The sequence below is a fragment of the Streptomyces sp. NPDC006624 genome, assembly GCF_040611555.1.
GTDB lineage: Bacteria > Actinomycetota > Actinomycetes > Streptomycetales > Streptomycetaceae > Streptomyces.
Genome location: NZ_JBEXOM010000001.1, coordinates 1 through 18,591 on the forward strand (window position 1 = coordinate 1; position 18,591 = coordinate 18,591).

Consider the following 18,591-nt stretch of genomic DNA (forward strand, 5'->3'; position numbering starts at 1 on the left):
GCGGGGGTTTGGGGGGGGGGGTGGCCGGTCCGCCCCGCTCCGGCGCGGGGGGGGTGGCCACGGTGCGCTTCCGCGGGCCCCGGGCGCGGGGCAGCGCCTGGGGGGGGGGGCGCTTGGGGGGCGCCGGGGCGAGCAGCGGGGGCCCGCCGCCTCCGGGGCCGTCGGGCAGCGGCGGTGCGGAGCGCGGGGCGGGCAGGGTCAGCGGGACGCGGCCGTGCGTCCGGGGTGCCGGATCCCGCCGCGGGGGCGGGGGCGCCTCGGGGGTCCTCCCGGACGCGGGCACGGCCGTATGCCCGCCTCCGGCCGTCCGGGCCGCCGGGGCGGGCGGGTCCCCGGGCTCCTGCGGGGGCGCCGCCTGGTGCGGGTCCGCGTCCGGGTCCAGCAGGGAGGCCATCCACAGCAGTTCGGCGAGCTCCCGCGGGGTCGGTGCCGCCCCCGCCGCCGACAGGGCGCCGGCCAGCCGGGCGACCGGGGACGGGGGCCCGGCCGCGGCGTCAGAAGCCATCGCCGTCGGCCGGCGCGCTGAGGTACGGCATCAGCTGCTCGGCGAGGTCGTCGCGGGAGTCGGCGTCCAGCCCCGCCACGCCGGTCAGGTACAGGGCGTTCAGCAGCTGGTCGGTGGCCAGTTCGCCGCCGGAGGCCCGCTCCAGGAAGCGGGTGATCAGCCGGTCCGCCTCCTGCGCGGGGGTGTCGAGGTGGGCGCGGACGATGCCGGTGAGCTGCTCCCGGTCGGGGCGGCGCAGCTTCAGCCGGACGCAGCGGCGCAGGAAGGCGGGCGGGAACTCCCGTTCGCCGTTGCTGGTCAGCACGACGAACGGGAAGGCACGGCAGCGCACCCGGCCCCGGCGCACCGGGACCGGGGCGTCCGTGCCGTCGGCGAGGACCTCGGCGGTGCCGTCGCCCGGGTGGCGGGCGGCGCGGACCAGTTCGGGGATCTCGTACTGGCCCTCCTCCAGGACGTTCAGCAGGTCGTTCGGCAGGTCCAGGTCGCTCTTGTCGATCTCGTCGACCAGCAGGGCCCGCGGCCGGTCGTAGGGGAGCAGCGCCGTGCCGAGGGGGCCCAGGCGCAGGTGGTCCTCGACCGCGCCGGGCCGGTCGCGCCCCTCCCGGGCCGCGTACAGCCGGGACAGCGGGTCGTACTGGTAGAGGCCGTCGGCCAGCGTGCTGCGGCTGGTGATGTTCCAGCGCAGGACCGGGCCGAGCCGCAGTTCCCGCGCCACCGCGTAGGCCAGCGAGGACTTGCCGGTGCCCGGCGGGCCGGTGACGAGCAGGGGGCGGCGCAGGCACAGCGCGGCGTTGACGAGCCGGACGCTCTCCGGGGTGGCGACGTACGACTTCGCCCGGTGCACGCGGTCGGGGGAGACGGCCGACAGGTCGTCGCCGTCGTGGGGCGTCGGCAGGGCGGGGCCGCCGTCGAAGGCGCGCCAGGGCGGTGGGCCGGGGAGGTGGTCGATGCCGTCGTGCGGCTCGTCGGTGCCGGTGTAGACGGACCAGTGCGGCATGGGGGGTGGTCTCCACTCTCCGTTTTCGTGCGGGTGTCTCTCGGTCACGCGCCGGACGGGGGTCCGGGGGCGGGCGGGTGGCGGGCGGGTCAGGCCACCGGCGACCCCGTGTGCGCGGCGGCCGCGGCGTGCGGGTCGGCGAAGACCCGCGGGTCGTCCCACAGCAGCTGGATGCCGCGGGCCCAGTGGTCCTCCTCCGCGTCGGCCTCCTCGCGGAGCGCCAGGATGTGGCGCGGCAGTTCCGCCGGTGGCACGGACGCCACGCACGCGTCGAGCGCGTCGAGGAAGGCCTTGCCGGTGCAGCCGTCCGTCCCCGCGCACTCCTGCTGCCCCGAGCCGCAGCCGTCGCGCGACCAGACGATCACCGGGGCCGGCGCGGTCAGGGAGGTGTGGAAGTGCGGCCGGAGGTGCGCGGCGGCCGGGGCGGTGCCGAACCCGGCGAGGCAGACGCCGGGCTGCCGCAGCCGCATCCGCAGCCGCCCGGGCTCCTCCGGGCCGCCGCACTCCACGCGGTGCACGCGCGCCCCCGGCAGGGTGTCGAGCCGCTTCCACGCCCGGGTCAGGACGTGCCGGGTGCTGGCCTTGCGGCGGGCGTGGTCGGTGACGACCAGCGGGTAGGCGCAGCCGAGCGGCGTGGCGTCGTCCGGGGCGCTCTCCCACCGGTCGACCGGCCAGTCCAGCCAGTCCCGGGGCAGCGCGAACGCCACCAGCTCGTCCGCGCCGGGCGTCAGGTACCGGAACGCCGCCTCGATGCGTTCGCCCACGTAGGCGTGCAGGCGGTGCCGCTCGACCGTGCCGGAGTCCACCGGGTGCCGGCGCCCCTCGCTGTACGCGGACACCTCGACGCGCACCAGGCCGTCCCCCGCGCCGCTGTGCGCGAGTTCGACGAGGATCGGCGACCACTCGGGTGCCGAGGGCTGCACGGCCGGGGTGTGCAGCAGGGCCTGGAGCCGGTCGGCGAACCGGGCCACGGTCCGCGCCGCCCCCGGGCCGTCGAGTTCGCACAGCACGAACAGGGCCGCCGACCACAGCGAGTCGAACCCCTCCTCGGGCGGCGGCGGGTCGAACGGGTCGGCCGCCGCGCTGTAGAGCCGTACCGGATCGCAGTCGACGCCCGCGCGGGCCGCCCGCTCCACCAGGGCGCGCAGCCGGGCCCGGTCGGCGCCGGTGTGGCCGGAGGTGGGGACGAGGCCCCGCAGGTCGGGCCAGTAGCGGGCCATGACCTGGGTGGGCATCATCCGGCCGGTGCGTACGCCGGTGCCGCCGGCCGCCGCCGTGACCATGCCGACGACCTCGCCGGTGTCGGCCAGGGCGACCGCCGCCCCGCTGAAGCCGGGGGCCAGGGGCTGGCCGCCAGGGTGCCAGGCCTCCAGCTGGAGCCACTCCCGCTTGATCAACTGGGCCGCCGTGACGCGCTGTTCGGTGAGGACGCCCTCGTCGTACCCGGCCGGGAAGCCGTAGACGACGAGCTTGCGGGGTGCCGTGCCGTGCGCGGCGTCGACCGGGGCCAGGGCGGCCGGGGCGATCGGCACGTCCTCGGCCAGTTCCAGTACGGCCAGGTCCCCGAGGTCGGTGGCGCCGCCGGTCCAGCCGCCGTGGGCGGCGATCCGGGCGGGCACCGGCGGGGTGCCGGGCCGCTCCGTGAAGGTGACCGTCAGGTCCTCGCCGTCCCCGGCGACGTGCGCGCACGTCACCACCGTGCGCGGGGTGACCAGGAAGCCCGCTCCGGCCACCCGGCCCCGTAACTCGACGCGGGCGTGCCACTCGGCGCCGCCGTCCCGGGCGGCGGCCGGTGCATTGTCGACGGGGCTGGTCATGACGCGCCGCCGGCCTCCGGGGCGGCCGGGCCCGCGGCCGGCGGGCTCTGCGGAACCGGCGGGGCCTGTGGTGGCGGCGGGGTCCGGGGTGCGGGCGGGGCCGCTCCGGAGGCCGGTGGGGTCCGCGGCGCGGACGGGGCCTCCGGCGTGGACCGGTTCTCCGGCGCGGACGGGGTCTCCGGCGAGGACGGCTCCTCCGGCGCGGACCGGACCTCCGGCGTGGACGGGGACCAGGTCAGCCGGACCACCAGATGGCCCTCGGCGCTGCCCTTGGCGATGATCGCGCCCGTCTCGGCGGACAGCTTCACCCCGAACTCGATCTCGACGCCGTCGGGCTTCAGCGTGCCGTCCCGGAACACGCGCAGTGCGGACTCCGCCGCCGCGCGCACCCCGTCCAGGGCGCCCTCGAAGGTCCGGGCCGCCCGCACCGTGCCGTCGCCGCGGGAGACCAGCCGGGAGCCGGTCCGCTCCTGCACCGCCTCCACCGCGACCACGGCACCGTCAACGGTCCTGAACTCGACCACCCCGTCCATGCCATCCCCGTCTCTCGTCGCGTTGTGCACCGCCATTGTGACGGAAGGTGCGGAACGGGGTGCGTGACATCCACCGAACTCTCACGGTCCGACCGTCCCGCGGATCACCCCCAGCTCCACCAAGTCCTGTGGACGGATGCGGAGTTGGTCGGCCGTGGCCTCCACCTCCCGGGGTGGTCGCTTGAGGATGGCCGCCGCGAGCTCCGGGGCGATCACCGAGAAGTAACTGTCCGGCGTGGCCCAGGTGTTGCCGGGCGCGGCCAGCGCCAGCGCGCCGCCGGAGCCGCCCTCGCCGATCACCAGGGTGGTCACCGGCGTCCGGGCGGACGCCACCGCGGCGAACACGTCGGCGATCGCCGCGCCCGCGCCCTGCCGCTCGGCCTCCGCGTCGTTGGCGGCGCCCGGGGTGTCGACCAGGGTCAGCACCGGGATGCCGAGCCGGTCCGCGAGCCGGATCAGCCGGGCGGCGGTGCGGTAGCCGGCGGGGCGGGTCGCGGTGCCGGTCTGGGCCGCGTAGGCGATCGTGCGGCCCTCGTGGCTGCCGAAGCCGCACAGCATGCCGTCCGGGTCGGTGCCGCCGCAGCGGTCGCCGCCGAGCGCGACCCGTTCGGTGAAGTAGGCGTCCAAGTAGGCTCCCGCACGAGGGCGTTGACGGGAGCGGGCGCGCCGGACGGCGTCCCAGCCGGTGGCGGGCAGGGTCGCGGTGTCGCCCAGCGGCCCGGGCGGCGGGGCGGGCGTGCGCGACGGGGACGTCAGCAGCCGCAGCCACCGCCCCAGCGTCCCGCGCAGGTCCTCCGGCCGTACGACCGCGTCCGCGGCGCCCGCCGCGACCTGCGCCTCGGCCGTGTACGCCGCCGGGTCCGCGTCCGCCGGGCGCACCCGGGAGCCGGCGAAGCCGACCTGGGCGCCGGGCAGCGCCAGGACCACGTCGGCGCCCGCGCCCAGGGTGGCCCAGCCGCCCCCGGTGGTCGGGTCGCGCAGGACGGCGACCTGGGCGAGCCCGGCCTCGCGGGTGAGCGCCGACTGGCGTGCCACGCGCTGCAGTTGGGTCAGCGCGAGCATGCCCTCCTGCATCCGGCTGCCACCGGTGGCGACCAGCGGCACGACCGGGAGGCGGCGTTCCCGGGCGTGCGCGTACGCCGCCTCGAGCAGGTCGCCGGTGCGCTCGCCGAGGGAGCCGCCGAGGAAGCCGAACTCGAACGCGACCAGCACGGCCCGGACGCCGCCGACGCGGGCGGTGCCGCACACCACCGACTCCTGCTCGCCGGTGCGTTCGGCGGCGCGGGCGCGGGAGGCGCCGTAGCCGGGCCAGCCGAGCGGGCCGTCGGGCCTGGCGTTCCTCGTGTTCCGCGCGGGTGCGGGGAGTTCGGCGAAGGTGGCCTCGTCGGCGAGGACGGCGAGCGTCTCGCGGGCGGTCGGGCGCTCAGCCATGGGCCAGCGCCCGCTTCATGATCTTCCCCATGTCGTTGCGGGGCAGCGCGTCGAGGTGGCGGACGACCCGCGGGCGCTTGTGCGGGGCGAGCCGCTGTGCCACGTGGTCCGCCAACTCGGCGAGTCCGGGCGGCGCCTGGGGATCCGCCGGGACGATCCACGCCACGATCCGCTCGCCCAGGTCGGCGTCCGGCTCCCCGGTCACCGCCGCCTCCCGCACGCCCGGGTGTTCCAGGAGCGCGTTCTCGATCTCACCGGCCCCGATCTTGTAACCGCCGCTCTTGATCAGGTCGGTGGCCTTGCGGCCGACGATCCGGACACAGCCGTCCGGGTCGCGCACCGCCATGTCGCCGGTGCGGAACCAGCCGTCGGCGGTGAAGGCGGCGGCGGTCGCGTCGGGGCGGTTGAGGTACTCGGTGAACAGGTTCGGACCGCGCACCTGGATCTCGCCCACCGTCTCCCCGTCGTACGCCGTGATCTGCGAGCCGTCCTCCTCCACCAGCCGCAGCCCCACCCCCGGCAGCGGCACGCCGACCGTGCCCGGGCGGGCCTCGCCGTCGGCCCGGACACTGGTGTTCATCAGCGTCTCCGTCATGCCGTACCGCTCGATCACCCGCCGCCCGGTGGCCGTCGCGATCCGCCCGTGGTCGTGCACCGGCAGCGCGGCGGACCCCGACACCAGCAGCCGCGCCCCCGTCAGCGCCTTCACCAGCTCCGGATCGCCCGTCACGGCCTCCGCGATCCGGTGGTACATCGTCGGCACCCCGAACAGCATGGTCGCGCCGCCGTTCAGCTCCCGGGCGACCCCCTGGGTGCTGAACCGGCCCAGGTGCCGCACGGATCCGCCGCGCCGCAGGGGGCCGAGGACGCCCAGGACCAGGCCGTGCACGTGGAACAGCGGCAGGGCGTGGACGAGGACGTCGTCACCGGTCCACTGCCAGGCGTCGGCCAGCGCGTCGAGGGTGGCGGCGATCGCCCGGCGCGGCACGACGGCGCCCTTGGGCGGGCCGGTGGTGCCGGAGGTGTAGACGATCAGGGCGGGCGCCTCGTCGCCGGCGTGGTCCCCGGGGACCGGGCCGGTCGCGTGCACGTCGACGTCCACGCGCGCGAGGCCGTCCAGGGCGGCCGGGAGCCGGTCGTCCGGGGCCGTGAGCACGAGCCCGGGCGCGCTGTCGGACAGGATGTGCCCGAGCTCCTTGTCGCCGGACTTCGGGTTGAGCGGCACGGCGGGCACACCGGCCAGCAGCGCGGCGACGACGGCGACGGCCGTCTCCATCGTGGGCGTCGCCCAGACGGCGACCCGCCCGGCCCCGCCGATACGGCCCGTCAGCGCCCCGGCCGCGGCGGCGAGCTGCGCGTAGGAAAGGGACCGCTCCCCGAACCGGAGGGCCGGCGTGTCGCCGGGGGCGTCGGTCAGGGCCGGGAAGAGAGGGTTCACGCGTGGGATCTCCTTGGCTGTCGCGGGCGGTTGCGCGGGACCGGGGCCCGTCCCCGGCCGGGGACGACCGCCACCAGCCGTGCCACCGCCGGTACGACCGCCACCACGCTTCCTCCGTACACCATCAGCTGCCGGAAGAAACGCTCGCGGTCCATGTCCGGGGTGGCCGGCATGCCGATCGCGCCGATCGTGGGCACGGCCGTACGCCTCCCCGGAAGGGGAAGGCCGACCAGGGTGCCGCTGGCGTAGACGGGATTGTTAGCCTGCGGCCCGAGCCGATCGATCGTCCGACCGAGGAGGAGCCGCCGTGGCCGGCACCCCGCGCATCGCCGTCGTCACCTACGACGCGCGCGGTGCGGAGCACAAGGACCGGGACCTGCCGGTGCTGGTCGGCGCGTTGCGGGAGGCGGGGGCCGATGCCGTCGCCGTCGCCTGGGACGACCCGGCCGTCGACTGGGCCCGGTTCGACCTGGCCCTCATCCGCTCCACCTGGGACTACAGCTGGCGCGCCGCGGAGTTCGCCGCGTGGGCCGAGCGGTGCGCGCGGGCGACCCGGCTCGTCAACCCGGTCGAGGTCGTGCGGTGGAACGCCGACAAGCGGTACCTCGGGCAGCTCGCCGCCGCCGGGGTGCCCGCCGTGCCCACCCGGTACTACGCGCCCGGCGAGACCGCCGAGCTGCCCACCGGCCACGAGTACGTCGTGAAGCCCGCCTCCGGTGCCGGCGCCCGGTACGCCGGCCGCTACCCGGCCGGGGAGCGCGAGGCCGCCGCACGGCAGGTCGAGCGGATGCACGCCGAGGGGTTCACGGTGATGGTGCAGCCCTATCTGAGCAGCATCGACACCGAGGGCGAGCGGGCCCTGCAGTTCTTCGGCGGGCGGCTGCTGCACGCCGGCGTCAAGGGCGCCGTCCTCGCGCCGGGCACACCGTACGACGCCGACAAGACCGCCCACCCCGACCTGCGGCCCTGGCAGCCCACGGCGGCCGAACTGGCCGTCGCGGAGCGGGCCCTGGCCGCCGTGCCCGGGAACCCGGAGCTGCTGTACGCGCGCGTGGACCTGGTCACCGGGCCGGACGGCGATCCGTGGCTGATGGAGCTGGAGCTGATCGAGCCGAACCTGTTCCTGTGGCTGCACCCGCACTCCGTGCCGCGGGTCGTCGAGGCGGTGCTGGCCGCCGCCGGATGACCTGGGCCACGACCTTCACGCGGGGCCGTCGCCCTGGTCCTGCCGGCCGGTGACGGCCACCCGCTGGAGCAGCCCCCAGGTGAACTCCGCGACGACCTCCCACCGCACGCCCCGCGCGTCGGGCGCGGTGAACGCCAGGCCCCACCGGGTGGGCGCCGTGCCCTCCAGGGGGCGGGCCGGGGCGAAGGCGCGGGCCGCCTCGTCGACCGTGCAGGACCAGGGGGTGAGGTCGTCGAGCGTGCGCAGCTCGGGGCCCTCGGTGCCCGGGGCGCGGACCAGCCACTCGTTCCACACCGCGCCGTTCGGGGCGGTGAGCACCTCGAAGCGCAGGCCGGGCCAGAGGGGCACCGGCCACAGCCACGCCTCGCAGTCGAGGTCGCCGATCCGGCGCGGCGTACGCGACTCCGGTTCGCCCAGTACCGCACGGATGGGGGTCCCCCCTGTTCGAGCGGAGTCGAGAACTTGGGGGAGGGACAGGGGCGTGCGGGAGCGCGGGGAGCGGACCATCGCCTGCCAGCGCCGGTTGGCCTCCCGCATGCCGGCGATCGACACCCCCAGCTCGCGGCGGGCGTCCTCCACCGGGCCGGGGTTGTGGTCGGCCATGCGGCGCAGCAGCACCAGCTGGAAGTCGAGCGGGGTGAAGGGGCTAGCGGGGCGTTTCGCGGAGGGCATGGGTCCCATCGTCGCCCACCGGGGCCCGGCCCGGGTGGTGGCCGTCGGGCAGGAACAGCACGGAGTTGACGTAGCGCGGGCCCCTGAGCAGGGACGAGGGCAGCACCCGGCGCAGCAGGCCGTGCGAGACGACGTGGGAGGTGTCCGCCTGGTGGGCCTCCAGGGGGAACCCGGCCAGCGGCACCCAGCTGTCGCCCGGCAGCACCCAGCCCTCGTAGCCCAGCAGGGACAGGTACGTCACCACCGGCCCGATCGGCTGGATGCGGGCCTCCAGCTCCACGAACAGGGCCGGCCGGTCACGGGCCAGCAGTCCCGTCGCGCCGCGCAGCACCGCCGCCTCGTTGCCGTCCACGTCGATCTTGATGAAGCCGACGTCGCGCAGTGCCAGGTCGTCCAGCGTGACGCACGGGACGTCCAGCGCCCGCCCGTGGATGTCGCGCCGCACCAGCGAGGACACGCCCCGGTCGCCCGAGTCGCCGGACGGCAGCCACAACCGGGCGATGCCCGGGCGGTCCGAGGCCGCCGCGCGCACCACCCGGACGTTCGGCGGGGCCCCCGCGGCCAGCAGCCGGGCAAGATGCGGCACCGGCTCGATCGCCACGACCCGCTCGGCGCGGCCCGACAGCCGGTGCGTCCACGGCCCGTACCAGCCGCCGACGTCCACCGCCGTGCCGCAGCCGGGCGGCATCAGCTCGCCGAGCCGGGACAGCTCCGGTTCGAACCGGGGATACAGCGCCCGGGCCGTCGCGGCCACCAGCCGGGCGGGCAGGAAGGGCGCGAGCCGGGCGGCCAGGCTGGTCACGGCGTCATCCTCTTGAGCAGTTCCTCGTGCACGTCGTCGGGGACCTGCTCACCGGAGGACGGCAGCAGCTGCGGAATGCCGTCGATCACCGGGTAGCGGCGGCGCAGCCGCGGGTTGTACAGCGCCTCCTCCCGCCCCGCCTCCTCGGCCAGCAGATGCAGCGGGCCCTTGTCGAGCGGGCAGGCCAGGATCTTCAGCAGCGGGTCGTCGGGCTTCATGGGGAGGCCAACTCCTCGGCAGTGTCGTTCGGTCGGTGAGCGGTGTCGTGCTTGGGCATGGTCAGCAGCACGGCCACCGCCAGGGCCGTGCCCGCCACCCGCAGGGCCAGGCGCAGCGGTTCGTCCGGCAGGGACTCGCCGAACGACAGCGTGCCCAGCACCGCCGTGAACAGGGAGGTCACGGTGGTGCACACCGGCACGATCAGCGAGGCCCGGCAGCGCTGCAGCGCCGCCTGCGACATCACCAGGCCGAACACGCCGGTGAACAGCAGCAGATACGGATACGGGGAGCTCAGCAGGTCCAGCAGCGCACCACCGATGCCGCTGGTCGTCAGATGGCTGGAGACGCCCTTGATGGCCAGTGAGCTGACGCCGTAGAGCAGGCCCACGGCCACGCCGTACTCGACACCGGTCGTCGGACGGCGGTGCCGGTTGCGGGTGCGCCGCTCGGCGGAGCCGTACAGCCACACCCCGGCCGCCAGCGACGGCACGCACACCAGCAGGATCAGCTGGTGGGGCGCGTCCTGGCCGGCGGTGTCGGAGCCCTCGCGCAGGGACAGCACCACCATCAGCAGCGCGAGCAGGATCGCGCCCAGCGCGTACCGTTCCCGGCCGCTGGTCTCCTCGCCGAGCAGCCGGGACGACAGCAGCACCAGCAGCACCAGGCCGGAGACGAAGATGCCCTGGGCGGCGGCGATCGGCAGGGTCCGGTAGACGACGAGCTGGGCGGCGAAACCGGCGGCGAGGGCGAGGGAGCCGCCGATCCACAGAGGGCTGCCGACGACCAGCCGCAGCAGCCGGGCGGGCTGCCGGATGCTCACCTCCGGCAGCGCGGTCAGGGCCCGCTTCTCCAGCACGAAACCCAGGCTGTACAGGGTGTTCGCCAGCAGCGCCGCGGCCACTCCCCACCACATGGGCTACGTCCTCCGCGCGTGCAGCAGCAGGATCGAGGCGAGCTGAGGCCGGACGCAGGCCAGCCGGTCCAGCGGCCGCAGCGGACGCGGCACGCCGTGGAAGGGGGCGCCTTCGAGCCGGACGACGGTGAACCCGGACGCGGCGACGAACTCCTTGAGGGCGCGCGGGGTGTACAGCCGCAGATGGCCCACGACCTCCGTGCCCGGGCGGCCGTGGATACCGCGCAGGCTCACCTCCGAGAACACCGGCTGCACCCCGGCCAGCAGCAGGGCCCGGTTGTACCAGGCGGCCAGGTTCGGGGTGGACAGCATCAGATGGCCGCCCGGCCGCAGGACCCGCCGGATCTCGTCGAGCGCGGCGTCCGGGTCGACGAGGTGCTCGATGACCTCGCTGAACAGCACGGCGTCGGCCGACCGGGACGCGAACGGCAGCCCGCCGCCGGTGAGTTCGCCCCTGACCGCGTACGGGATGCGGGTGCGGGCGCGCCTGAGGGCGTCCTGGGACCAGTCGACGCCGACGAGGCGGTGGCCGGGCAGCAGCGGGGCGGCGGTGGCGGCGGCGGTGCCGTCCCCGCAGCCGATGTCGAGGACGGTGCGCGGGCCCGTGGTCCGGGCGTGGCCCAGCGCCCGGGCGAGCATGTGGGCCTGGCGCAGGCTGCGCGGGGTGCCGGAGGCGACCGGCACGGCGGGGTTCTCGTAGAAGTCGCGGAGGTCCTTCGGGTGCCCGGCGGTGGTCCGTGCGGCGGTCATCGCGGGGCCTCCGTGGTGTGCAGGTGGTGCGCGAACAGGTCGCGCAGACGGGCGCCGTCGCCGTCGCCGAGCAGGGCGCGCGACCAGCGCAGGACGAGGTGGAGGCGGCCGGCGGTGGAGGCGGTGGTCACGGTCAGTCCGCGGGGCATCCGGGCGGGCGCCGAGAACCAGACCGCCCGGGCGCGGCCCGCCTCCTCGCCGAAGTCCAGCGGGTAGGGGATGCGGCCGATGTTGCTGAGCAGGGTCGTCGACGTCCAGGGTGCGGCCGCCCGGCGGAGCGTACGGGTGAGGGCGGCCCGGGCGGCGACCGGGGCCCAGGGGGCGGTGAGGAGGGCGGCGCCGTGGCCCAGCTGGGGGCGCGGCAGGGACTTCAGGGCACGGGTCCGCTCCGCGGTGCGGCGCAGCAGGACGGGCAGGTCCGGGCGGTCCAGCTCGCCCGGCGTGAACGGGACCTCGACCAGGCGGGTGCCGTTGCCGATGGGCATGCCGGCGTCGCGGGGCCGGTCGTCCACGGGCATGGTGATGCGCAGCGGGCGGGGCCGGGACCCGTGCTCCCTGTTCCAGTGCGCGATGGTCAGCGCGGTGCTGACCATGAGCTGGTCGTTGACGGTGTAGGGCGCGCCCTTGGGGCGGTGCGGCAGAGGCAGTTCGGTCACCAGCATGCCGTTGCCGGGGGACGGGTCCGGGGTGCCCGGCGCCACCCGGGCGGGTGGCGCCCAGCTCACCGGGATGTCCGGGGTCTCCCGCGGTGCCGCGCCGGCCCGGGTCGGGGGCGCCGCGGGGGAGTTGTCCCGGCCTCCGTACAGCTCGGCGGCCGTCGCCAGGACGCGCAGGCAGGCCGGGCCGTCCAGGGCGGTGTGGTTGATGGTGAGCACCAGGACCGAGCCCACCACCTCCAGCCGTACCGGCGGGGACACCGACAGCGGCGGTGCCTGGGCCAGGGCCCGGTTCCTGGCGTCGCGCAGCGCGTCCGGGCCGGCCGGGGCGAAGGTCACCACCTCCGCGTCCGGCCCGCCCGTCAGCTCCCACTCGTACCGCCGCCGCCACCACGGCCCCCGCGCCTCCCGCATCAGGATCCGCGGGTGCCGGTGCAGCGCCTTGACGAACGAGGTGCGCAGGCGCGCCGGGTCGAGCGGGCCGGGCAGGTGGACCTCGATGTGCACCGTCTCCGGTTCCTCCTCCCGCAGGCAGTGCCGCGAGACCTCGTCCACCACCGGGAACGGGACGCGTACCGGTGCCGTCATACGGCCTTGCCCTCTCCCTCGTCCGTCCGGGGCGACCGCGGGGCCGGAGCCTGTGCGGACGGCCCCTCGCGCAGGCTCACCAGCGCCGCGAACAGGCCGATGAGCGCCAGCAGTTGGGCCAGGTGCCCGAACGCCCCCTCGCCCGCCCCCACCGGTTCCCCGGCGCCGGACGCGGCCACGACACCCGCGCCCGCCAGGGCGGTGAACGCGATCGGCACCAGCAGCGCGTGCCGTCGCGCCGCCAGCAGGGCCAGCGCGGGGACCAGCAGCGCGAACCAGCCCGCGATCACCACGGCGACCAGCGTCAGCGCCACCGTGCCGAGCCACAGGCCGGGCAGCGGCGGGGCCGGCTGCGGGGCGTCGGGGTTGGGCGCGCGGCGGCGCCACAGGGCCAGGCCCAGCAGGACCGCGATGCCCGCGCCGCTGCCGATCAGCCCGGCGTCGTACGTCGTGGCGGGCTCGTAGGACAGCTCGACCGTGCCGCCCGCCCCGGCGGGGATCCGCCAGCCCTGCTGCCAGCCGTCCAGCCGTACCGGCGTCAGCTCCTCGCCGTCGAGCGTGGCCCGCCAGCCGTCGTTGACGTTCTCGTAGGTGGTGAGGTAGGAGGCGGCGCCCGAGCCGACGGTCACCGCGCGCCGGTCACCCAGCCAGTCCCTCACGCGCAGGTCACGCCCGGCCGTGGCGGCCTCCGGGACCGTGCCGCGGGTCAGTGTGACGTCCGTGAGCGCGAGCGGGCCGGCGTCGCCGCCCTCCAGCCGGTGCTCACCGGCGGACAACGGCACCGTACCGTCGGGCCGGCCCTCCTGGCAGAGCGTCACCTCCACGCCCCGCCGCTCCACCAGGTCCCGCACGGTGCCCTGCGCGCCGGTCTGGTACAGCTCGCCGTCCAGCGCCACGTCCGGCCCCTTGCCGCACGGCAGGGAGAACGTCCGGGTGCCGTCCGGCTGCGGGGTGCGGTAGGAGTCGAGGGCCGGCAGGTAGGCCTCGGTCAGGCCCACGGGCAGTTGCAGGTCCTCGTCGGCGACCGGGTTGTGCAGGGTCAGCGGGGCCGTCTCGGTGACCGTGACGTCGAGGCGGTCGGTGGTCAGGGGCGGGAAGCGCACCCAGCCGTTCTCGTCGACACCGGCGATCGCCGCGCCGTCCGGCGAGGAGATGTGCACCTTCGAGGCCCGCGCGGACAGGCCCCCCGCGGGGGCCAGGACCAGTTCGCCGACCGGCTGCTTGCCCTCCCAGCGCAGATGGATCGTGGGCCGGTCCCCGGCGATCCACGCCGTGGTCAGGTCGCCGTCGGTGAGGTTGCGCGCCCCGAGGCCCGCGCCCAGGCGTGCCGTGGAGTCGGCGGTGGCGACGATCCGGGCCCGCTGCTCGGGCGCGACCTCGTACAGCAGCTCGTCCAGTCCCGCGCCCGGCACCGGCACCGCGCGCGCCTTCACCTCGTACGTGCCGCCCGAAGGCGTGGTGAAGCGGCGGTGCAGACCGGCCTCGGTGCCGGTCGCGGACAGGCCGGTCGGGTCGGAGGCGCGGTGCAGGGAGACGACGGTGGCGTCGGCGGTGGCCCGGTCCGCGTCGGACGGCAGCCGCAGCAGCCGGGTCACCTGCACGTCGGGCAGGGCGATCTCGGAGAAGCCCGCGCCGGTCAGCCCGGCCCGGCGCTCCACCGAGCCGGCGATCGTCAGCTTCATCCAGCGGGTCGCGCCCTCGGGCGCCTTGATCCGCTGGGTCATGCCGTTCGGCCGCAGGAAGCTCGTCCGCGAGCCCTTCTCGGTCTCCACCCGCACCTTCGTCGGCGCCGCCCGCACGCTCGCCTGCGGCAGCGGCGTGACCTCGAACGAGGACGGCATGGTGTAGCGGCCGGTGAAGCCGATGCGCAGCCACTGCCCGTCCGGGGTGTCCGGCGAGCCCTCCGCCCAGGCGGTGCCGGGGTCGCCGTCGAAGGCGTTCACCGGGTCGTACTGCGGCAGGTGGAACAGCCAGTTGCCGTACGAGGACGCCGACACCGAGTCGGCGCCGCGCAGTTCGGCCACCGTCTGGTGCCGTGTGCCCTCGGCCGGGAGGATCTGGCGCGGCTGCTCGCCCGGGTCCTGCTGGGCGCCGGGCGCGTTGCGCTCGTCTCGCGTGTAGGTGTACGACGTACCGGCGTTGACCAGCCCGAACCGGGTGTCGGCGCGCCGCATCCCGTCGCCCACCACCTGCACGGCGGGTGTGCCGAGCCCGGGGTGGCGGTCGCCGGTCAGCACGGCCGGCCGGCCGCGCAGCCGCGACGCCAGCGGCAGCAGCGCCTCCGGTCCGCCGGACACCACGGCGGTGCCGGAGACCGGCAGCACCCCGGCCTGCCCGGGCCGGACGACGTCGGCACCGGCCGGCCGGTAGATCTCCACGGCCCGCTGCCGCGGGTACAGCCCCTCGACCTGCAGCGGCGCGTCCTGCGCGATCCGGCCGCCGGTCATCACCGGCCCGAGGCCCGTCACCCGCTCGTACCCGGACTGTTCGAGCGTGCGCTTGACGGTCGTGGTCGGCACGTAGCCGATCTGGTCGGGGTCGAGGTCGTTGCGCACGACGACGTAGTACAGCCCCGCCCGGCTCAGGTAGTCGGCGAGGCCCGGCACCTCGGCACCGGACATCAGCGCCTGCTCGACGGCGTCCATCGCGCGCCGGTTGCCTGGCGTGCCGAACGGCACGTAGTCCCGCTGCGCCCAGCGCGACCCGGCGAGCACGTCGAGCGGCTGGTCGATGGGGGAGCCCCAGGTGTAGACGCCGTGCGCGGTCGCCGGGACGACCAGGGCGCGGGAGTCGGGCGAGTACTTCTCCAGCCAGTCGGCGGTGGCCTGCCAGTAGGCGGGGAGTTCGCGGAACGAACCCGGGTTGAGGATCGAGCCGTTGAGGTACGGCCACAGCAGCCCCGGCAGGATCAGCACGGTCGCGACCAGCGGGGCGTACCGCCGCCCGCGCACCGGCCGGGCCCCGCGCGGCTCGGCCGCCACGCCCACCAGATGGGCCAGGCCCAGCACCAGGGCCAGGGCGAGCCCCGTCTGGAACTTGTAGATGTTCCGGAACGGCGACAGCCACCCGTCCAGCCAGCCCTGCACGAGCCCGTGGAACGGCGCCCCGAACGCCCCGCCGTACCCGGCGAGCAGCACCAGCGCCGTCACCAGCACCGTCAGCACCAGCCACCGCCGCTCGGGCATGTCGCGCCGGGCGAGCCCGGCCAGGCCCAGAGCGGCCGCCAGCGCCGAGCACACGACGACCAGGACGGAGGAGGCCACGGTCCAGCCGGCCGGCAGCCAGGCCTCACCGAAGTGCAGATAGGCCACCCAGTTCCCGGCGCCGCGCAGCGCCTCGGCCGCCGACATGGTGTCGGTGGTCGTCTCCGCGGTCTCTATATAGGGGAGGAAGTTCTCGCCGTACACGCCGAGCAGCAGCAGCGGCATCCACCACCAGGCCGTGACCACGAGCACGGCCGGCGCCCACCAGGCGATCAGCTTGCGCATCCGCGGCCCCGGCGGCCGGGACAGCAGGTACAGCCCGGCCGGCAGCAGGGACGCCAGCGTCGCCGAGGCGTTCACCCCGCCCATGAACGGCACGATCAGCGCCGAACGCAGCGCGGCGACCCGGGCCGCGTACCGCTCGTCCGTCAGCGGCAGCAGCACCCACGGCAGGAACGCCCCGGGCAGCGCCGCGGCCGACGTGGAGCCGATGACGGTCGTGAACAGCGGCCACAGCGCGTACGCCGCGGCCGCCGGCAGCCGGGACGCCGAGCTGCCCACCCGCAGCCGCTCGGCCAGCCGCAGCGCCCCCCAGAAGGCGACGGACACGATGACCGACAGCCACAGCCGCTCCGCCAGCCACACCGGCAACCGGACGAGGTCGCACAGCCAGTAGAACGGCAGCATCGGCCACAGATAGCCGACGTACTGGTCCTGGATGCCGCCGAACCCGGCCCGGTCGTGCCACAACTGCCCGAGGTCGGCGAGGAACTGCCCCGGGTCCACCGTGACACCGAGCTTGGTGTCGAAGGTCTGCCGCCCCGGCTGCACCGCGAGGAACAGCACGAACACCACGGCCCAGAAACCCAGCAGCCAGCGCCGCGACCGGGGCCCGTCGGGCGGGCCCGCCGCCGTCGCGGTGGTGGGGACGGCTGCCGGGGGAGGAGCCTGGACCGTGGTCGTCATGGGGGACACCGCCGCAGTAGGAGAAGGAGGTTCCAGGTGGCGAACTCGCGGATCCCGGGCGCCTTGACGACGGTCTCCGCGAGGAAGGGCCAGTAGCGGGAGCGCGCCGAGACGACCGTGACGTCGTCGCGGGCCCGCACCTGCCGCAGGGTGGAGCCGATGTGCACCGCGAACAGGTTCTCGCCGAGGGTGTGCTTGGCGGGCCTGCCGGTCCGCCGCGCGTAACGGGCCCGGGCCCGCTCGGCGCCGAGGTAGTGCCACGGGGCCCACTCGTGCCCGCCCCACGGCGACAGCCAGTTGGTGAACGACACGTAGATCAGCCCGCCCGGCCGCGTCACCCGGGCCAGCTCGCTGAGGAACGTCTCCGGGTCGGCGACGTGCTCCAGCACGTTGGAGGAGAAGGTGACGTCGGCGACGCCGTCCCGCAGCGGCAGCAGGTAGCCGTCGGCGACGACGGCCGACGCGGGCGGCTTCGCACCGAGTTCGGCCGGGTCCGGCTCGAAGAGGTAGGCCTGGGCGCCGCGCCGGCGGAACTCCTCGGTGAAGTACCCGCCGCCGCCCCCGACATCGAGCACGGTCCGGCCGGCGACCGGGCCGTCACAGGCCTCGACCTGGTCGACGGCGTCGCGGGCCAGCAGCGTGTAGCAGCCCTGGGGGTCCTCCTGCTCCCGGAGGAAGGCACGGAACAGGGCGATCGATCTTCGCAGGGAGGGGTCTTTCAGGGAGGGATCTTTCACGGAGCCCAGCCCCGCACCGCCTCCGCGGCGACGGCACCGAACTGCCGCACCGTGCGGTCCCAGCGGAACTGCGCCGCCCGCTCCCTGGCCGCCTTGCCCATCAGCTCCCGGCGCCGCCCGGACAGGGCGAGCGCGCACCAGGCCGCCGCGAACGAGGACTCGCCCCGGGCGAGGACGCCGGTCTCCCCGTCGACCACGGAGTCCTTCAGACCGGGCACGTCGAAGGCGACCGCCGGCGTCTCGCGGGCCGCCGCCTCCGTCACGACCAGCCCCCACCCCTCCACGGCGGAGGGGTGCAGCAGCAGCCAGGCCGCACACAGCAGCCGGTGCTTCTCGGCCTCCGTCACGTACCCGGTGAACTCGACACCGGGACCGGCCAGTCGCTCCAGGCGGGCCCGCTCGGGCCCGTCCCCGACGATCACCAGCCGCCCGCCGGTCACCGGCCGCACCCGCTCCCACAACCGCAGCAGCAGATCGATCCGTTTGTACTCGACGAGCCGCCCGACGGCGACGAACAACGGCTCCGGCGACCGGTCGGCGCGCGGCCCCGGCTCCTCGACCCCGTTGTGCACGACCCGGATGCGCTCCCGCTCGACCCCGATGGCCCGCAGGGCGTGCGCGGTCGAGGAGGACACGGCGACCAGCAGACCGCGCTGCCGCGCCCCGGTCAGCGCCCAGTGCTCGAGTCTCCGGCCGATCCGCGCCGCCGGGGCCAGCGGCCCGCCGAAGCGCATCGGCCACAGGTCCGTGTGGACGTGGTTGACCAGGCACAGCGTCGGTCCCCGGTGCCACAGCGGCGCCAGGTACGGCATGCCGTTGCAGACCTCGACCAGCAGGTCGCAGTCACCGACCTGCCGGGCGAAGGCCGACCGGGCGCGCAGGTAGTGCCCGTAGGGGCCGCCGGCCGACACGACCCGGTAGTCGCGGAAGGCTGCGGGCCCTCCGCACAGCAGGGTCACCTGGTGACCTTGCCGGGTCAGTCCGTCGGCGAGCCTGTCGACCAGCAGCTCGGAGCCGCCGGCGGAGGGATTGCCCAGATCACGATGGGCGAGGAAGACGATCCGGCGCGGATGTGGGGGAGGCGCCGGGGTGTGCTGCGGAGTGCTGGGGGACACCGCGCGCAGCCGGGACGGTACGTGCTGGGGCATGGGTGCTCCAACTCGCTTCGGGGTGTGGAA

At 75.9% G+C, this 18,591-nt stretch carries 14 protein-coding genes and 3 pseudogenes; 1 reads left to right on the plus strand and 16 read right to left on the minus strand.

What is annotated here, in order from left to right:
- The 7 genes and pseudogenes from ABZY20_RS00005 to ABZY20_RS00035 form a co-directional block, all read right to left on the minus strand.
- A pseudogene (locus ABZY20_RS00005) lies at positions 1-505 on the minus strand (hypothetical protein); the annotation flags it as partial.
- Positions 495-1,502, minus strand: a complete 1,008-nt coding sequence (locus ABZY20_RS00010) for a MoxR family ATPase (protein WP_356434239.1) — start codon at positions 1,500-1,502, stop codon at positions 495-497. The gene ABZY20_RS00010 and the pseudogene ABZY20_RS00005, both read right to left, overlap by 11 nt.
- A gap of 89 nt (positions 1,503-1,591) precedes the next feature.
- Positions 1,592-3,319, minus strand: coding sequence for a trypsin-like peptidase domain-containing protein (locus ABZY20_RS00015; RefSeq protein WP_356434242.1), 1,728 nt, complete (start codon positions 3,317-3,319; stop codon positions 1,592-1,594).
- A 224-nt stretch (positions 3,320-3,543) separates the two neighbouring features.
- A pseudogene (locus tag ABZY20_RS00020) lies at positions 3,544-3,852 on the minus strand (CU044_2847 family protein); the annotation flags it as partial.
- Positions 3,853-3,933: 81 nt separating this feature from the next.
- Complete coding sequence (locus ABZY20_RS00025) at positions 3,934-5,283, minus strand: carboxyl transferase domain-containing protein (RefSeq protein ID WP_356434244.1); 1,350 nt, start codon at positions 5,281-5,283, stop codon at positions 3,934-3,936.
- A complete protein-coding gene (locus tag ABZY20_RS00030) occupies positions 5,276-6,721 on the minus strand; it encodes an acyl-CoA synthetase (RefSeq protein WP_356434246.1) in 1,446 nt (481 codons plus the stop codon). The genes ABZY20_RS00025 and ABZY20_RS00030 overlap by 8 nt, the downstream gene beginning before the upstream one ends.
- Positions 6,718-6,912 (minus strand): annotated as a pseudogene (locus ABZY20_RS00035) (hypothetical protein); the annotation flags it as partial. The pseudogene ABZY20_RS00035 and the gene ABZY20_RS00030, both read right to left, overlap by 4 nt.
- Before the next feature lie 116 nt (positions 6,913-7,028).
- On the opposite strand from ABZY20_RS00035, the gene ABZY20_RS00040 reads away from it, so the two are divergent.
- Positions 7,029-7,907 carry a hypothetical protein gene (locus tag ABZY20_RS00040; protein ID WP_356434249.1) on the plus strand — a complete coding sequence of 293 codons (879 nt, stop codon included), beginning with the start codon at positions 7,029-7,031 and terminating at the stop codon, positions 7,905-7,907.
- 15 nt (positions 7,908-7,922) lie between these two features.
- On the opposite strand, the gene ABZY20_RS00045 is transcribed toward ABZY20_RS00040, so the two are convergent.
- The 9 genes from ABZY20_RS00045 to ABZY20_RS00085 are packed head-to-tail and all read right to left on the minus strand — an operon-like array spanning position 7,923 to position 18,561.
- Positions 7,923-8,588 carry a hypothetical protein gene (locus ABZY20_RS00045; protein ID WP_356434252.1) on the minus strand — a complete coding sequence of 222 codons (666 nt, stop codon included), beginning with the start codon at positions 8,586-8,588 and terminating at the stop codon, positions 7,923-7,925.
- Positions 8,554-9,381: an FkbM family methyltransferase gene (locus tag ABZY20_RS00050; RefSeq protein WP_356434255.1), complete on the minus strand. Its 828-nt coding sequence runs from the start codon at positions 9,379-9,381 to the stop codon at positions 8,554-8,556. Before ABZY20_RS00050 ends, ABZY20_RS00045 begins: the two co-directional genes overlap by 35 nt.
- Positions 9,378-9,599 carry a Trm112 family protein gene (locus tag ABZY20_RS00055; protein WP_356434258.1) on the minus strand — a complete coding sequence of 74 codons (222 nt, stop codon included), beginning with the start codon at positions 9,597-9,599 and terminating at the stop codon, positions 9,378-9,380. The genes ABZY20_RS00050 and ABZY20_RS00055 overlap by 4 nt, the downstream gene beginning before the upstream one ends.
- A complete protein-coding gene (locus ABZY20_RS00060) occupies positions 9,596-10,501 on the minus strand; it encodes a hypothetical protein (protein ID WP_356435960.1) in 906 nt (301 codons plus the stop codon). Before ABZY20_RS00060 ends, ABZY20_RS00055 begins: the two co-directional genes overlap by 4 nt.
- A 15-nt stretch (positions 10,502-10,516) precedes the next feature.
- A complete protein-coding gene (locus ABZY20_RS00065; RefSeq protein WP_356434261.1) occupies positions 10,517-11,263 on the minus strand; it encodes a class I SAM-dependent methyltransferase in 747 nt (248 codons plus the stop codon).
- A complete protein-coding gene (locus ABZY20_RS00070) occupies positions 11,260-12,507 on the minus strand; it encodes a condensation protein (protein ID WP_356434264.1) in 1,248 nt (415 codons plus the stop codon). Before ABZY20_RS00070 ends, ABZY20_RS00065 begins: the two co-directional genes overlap by 4 nt.
- On the minus strand, positions 12,504-16,676 hold the full coding sequence (locus tag ABZY20_RS00075; RefSeq protein ID WP_356434266.1) for an alpha-(1->3)-arabinofuranosyltransferase: 4,173 nt from the start codon (positions 16,674-16,676) through the stop codon (positions 12,504-12,506). Before ABZY20_RS00075 ends, ABZY20_RS00070 begins: the two co-directional genes overlap by 4 nt.
- Positions 16,673-17,413 (minus strand): class I SAM-dependent methyltransferase, encoded by a 741-nt coding sequence (locus tag ABZY20_RS00080; RefSeq protein ID WP_356434269.1) that lies wholly within the window; start codon positions 17,411-17,413, stop codon positions 16,673-16,675. The genes ABZY20_RS00075 and ABZY20_RS00080 overlap by 4 nt, the downstream gene beginning before the upstream one ends.
- Entirely contained in the window at positions 17,410-18,561 is a 1,152-nt protein-coding gene (locus tag ABZY20_RS00085) for a glycosyltransferase family 4 protein (RefSeq protein ID WP_356434272.1), read from the minus strand. The genes ABZY20_RS00080 and ABZY20_RS00085 overlap by 4 nt, the downstream gene beginning before the upstream one ends.
- Positions 18,562-18,591: the final 30 nt, after the last annotated feature.

Excerpts from the sequence above, each read along its gene's own strand:
- ABZY20_RS00010 (WP_356434239.1), bottom strand. The coding sequence starts at position 1,502 with ATGCCGCACTGGTCCGTCTACACCGGCACCGACGAGCCGCACGACGGC.
- ABZY20_RS00015 (WP_356434242.1), bottom strand. The coding sequence starts at position 3,319 with ATGACCAGCCCCGTCGACAATGCACCGGCCGCCGCCCGGGACGGCGGC.
- ABZY20_RS00025 (WP_356434244.1), bottom strand. The coding sequence starts at position 5,283 with ATGGCTGAGCGCCCGACCGCCCGCGAGACGCTCGCCGTCCTCGCCGAC.
- ABZY20_RS00045 (WP_356434252.1), bottom strand. The coding sequence starts at position 8,588 with ATGGGACCCATGCCCTCCGCGAAACGCCCCGCTAGCCCCTTCACCCCG.
- ABZY20_RS00055 (WP_356434258.1), bottom strand. The coding sequence starts at position 9,599 with ATGAAGCCCGACGACCCGCTGCTGAAGATCCTGGCCTGCCCGCTCGAC.
- ABZY20_RS00065 (WP_356434261.1), bottom strand. The coding sequence starts at position 11,263 with ATGACCGCCGCACGGACCACCGCCGGGCACCCGAAGGACCTCCGCGAC.
- ABZY20_RS00070 (WP_356434264.1), bottom strand. The coding sequence starts at position 12,507 with ATGACGGCACCGGTACGCGTCCCGTTCCCGGTGGTGGACGAGGTCTCG.
- ABZY20_RS00075 (WP_356434266.1), bottom strand. The coding sequence starts at position 16,676 with ATGACGACCACGGTCCAGGCTCCTCCCCCGGCAGCCGTCCCCACCACC.
- ABZY20_RS00085 (WP_356434272.1), bottom strand. The coding sequence starts at position 18,561 with ATGCCCCAGCACGTACCGTCCCGGCTGCGCGCGGTGTCCCCCAGCACT.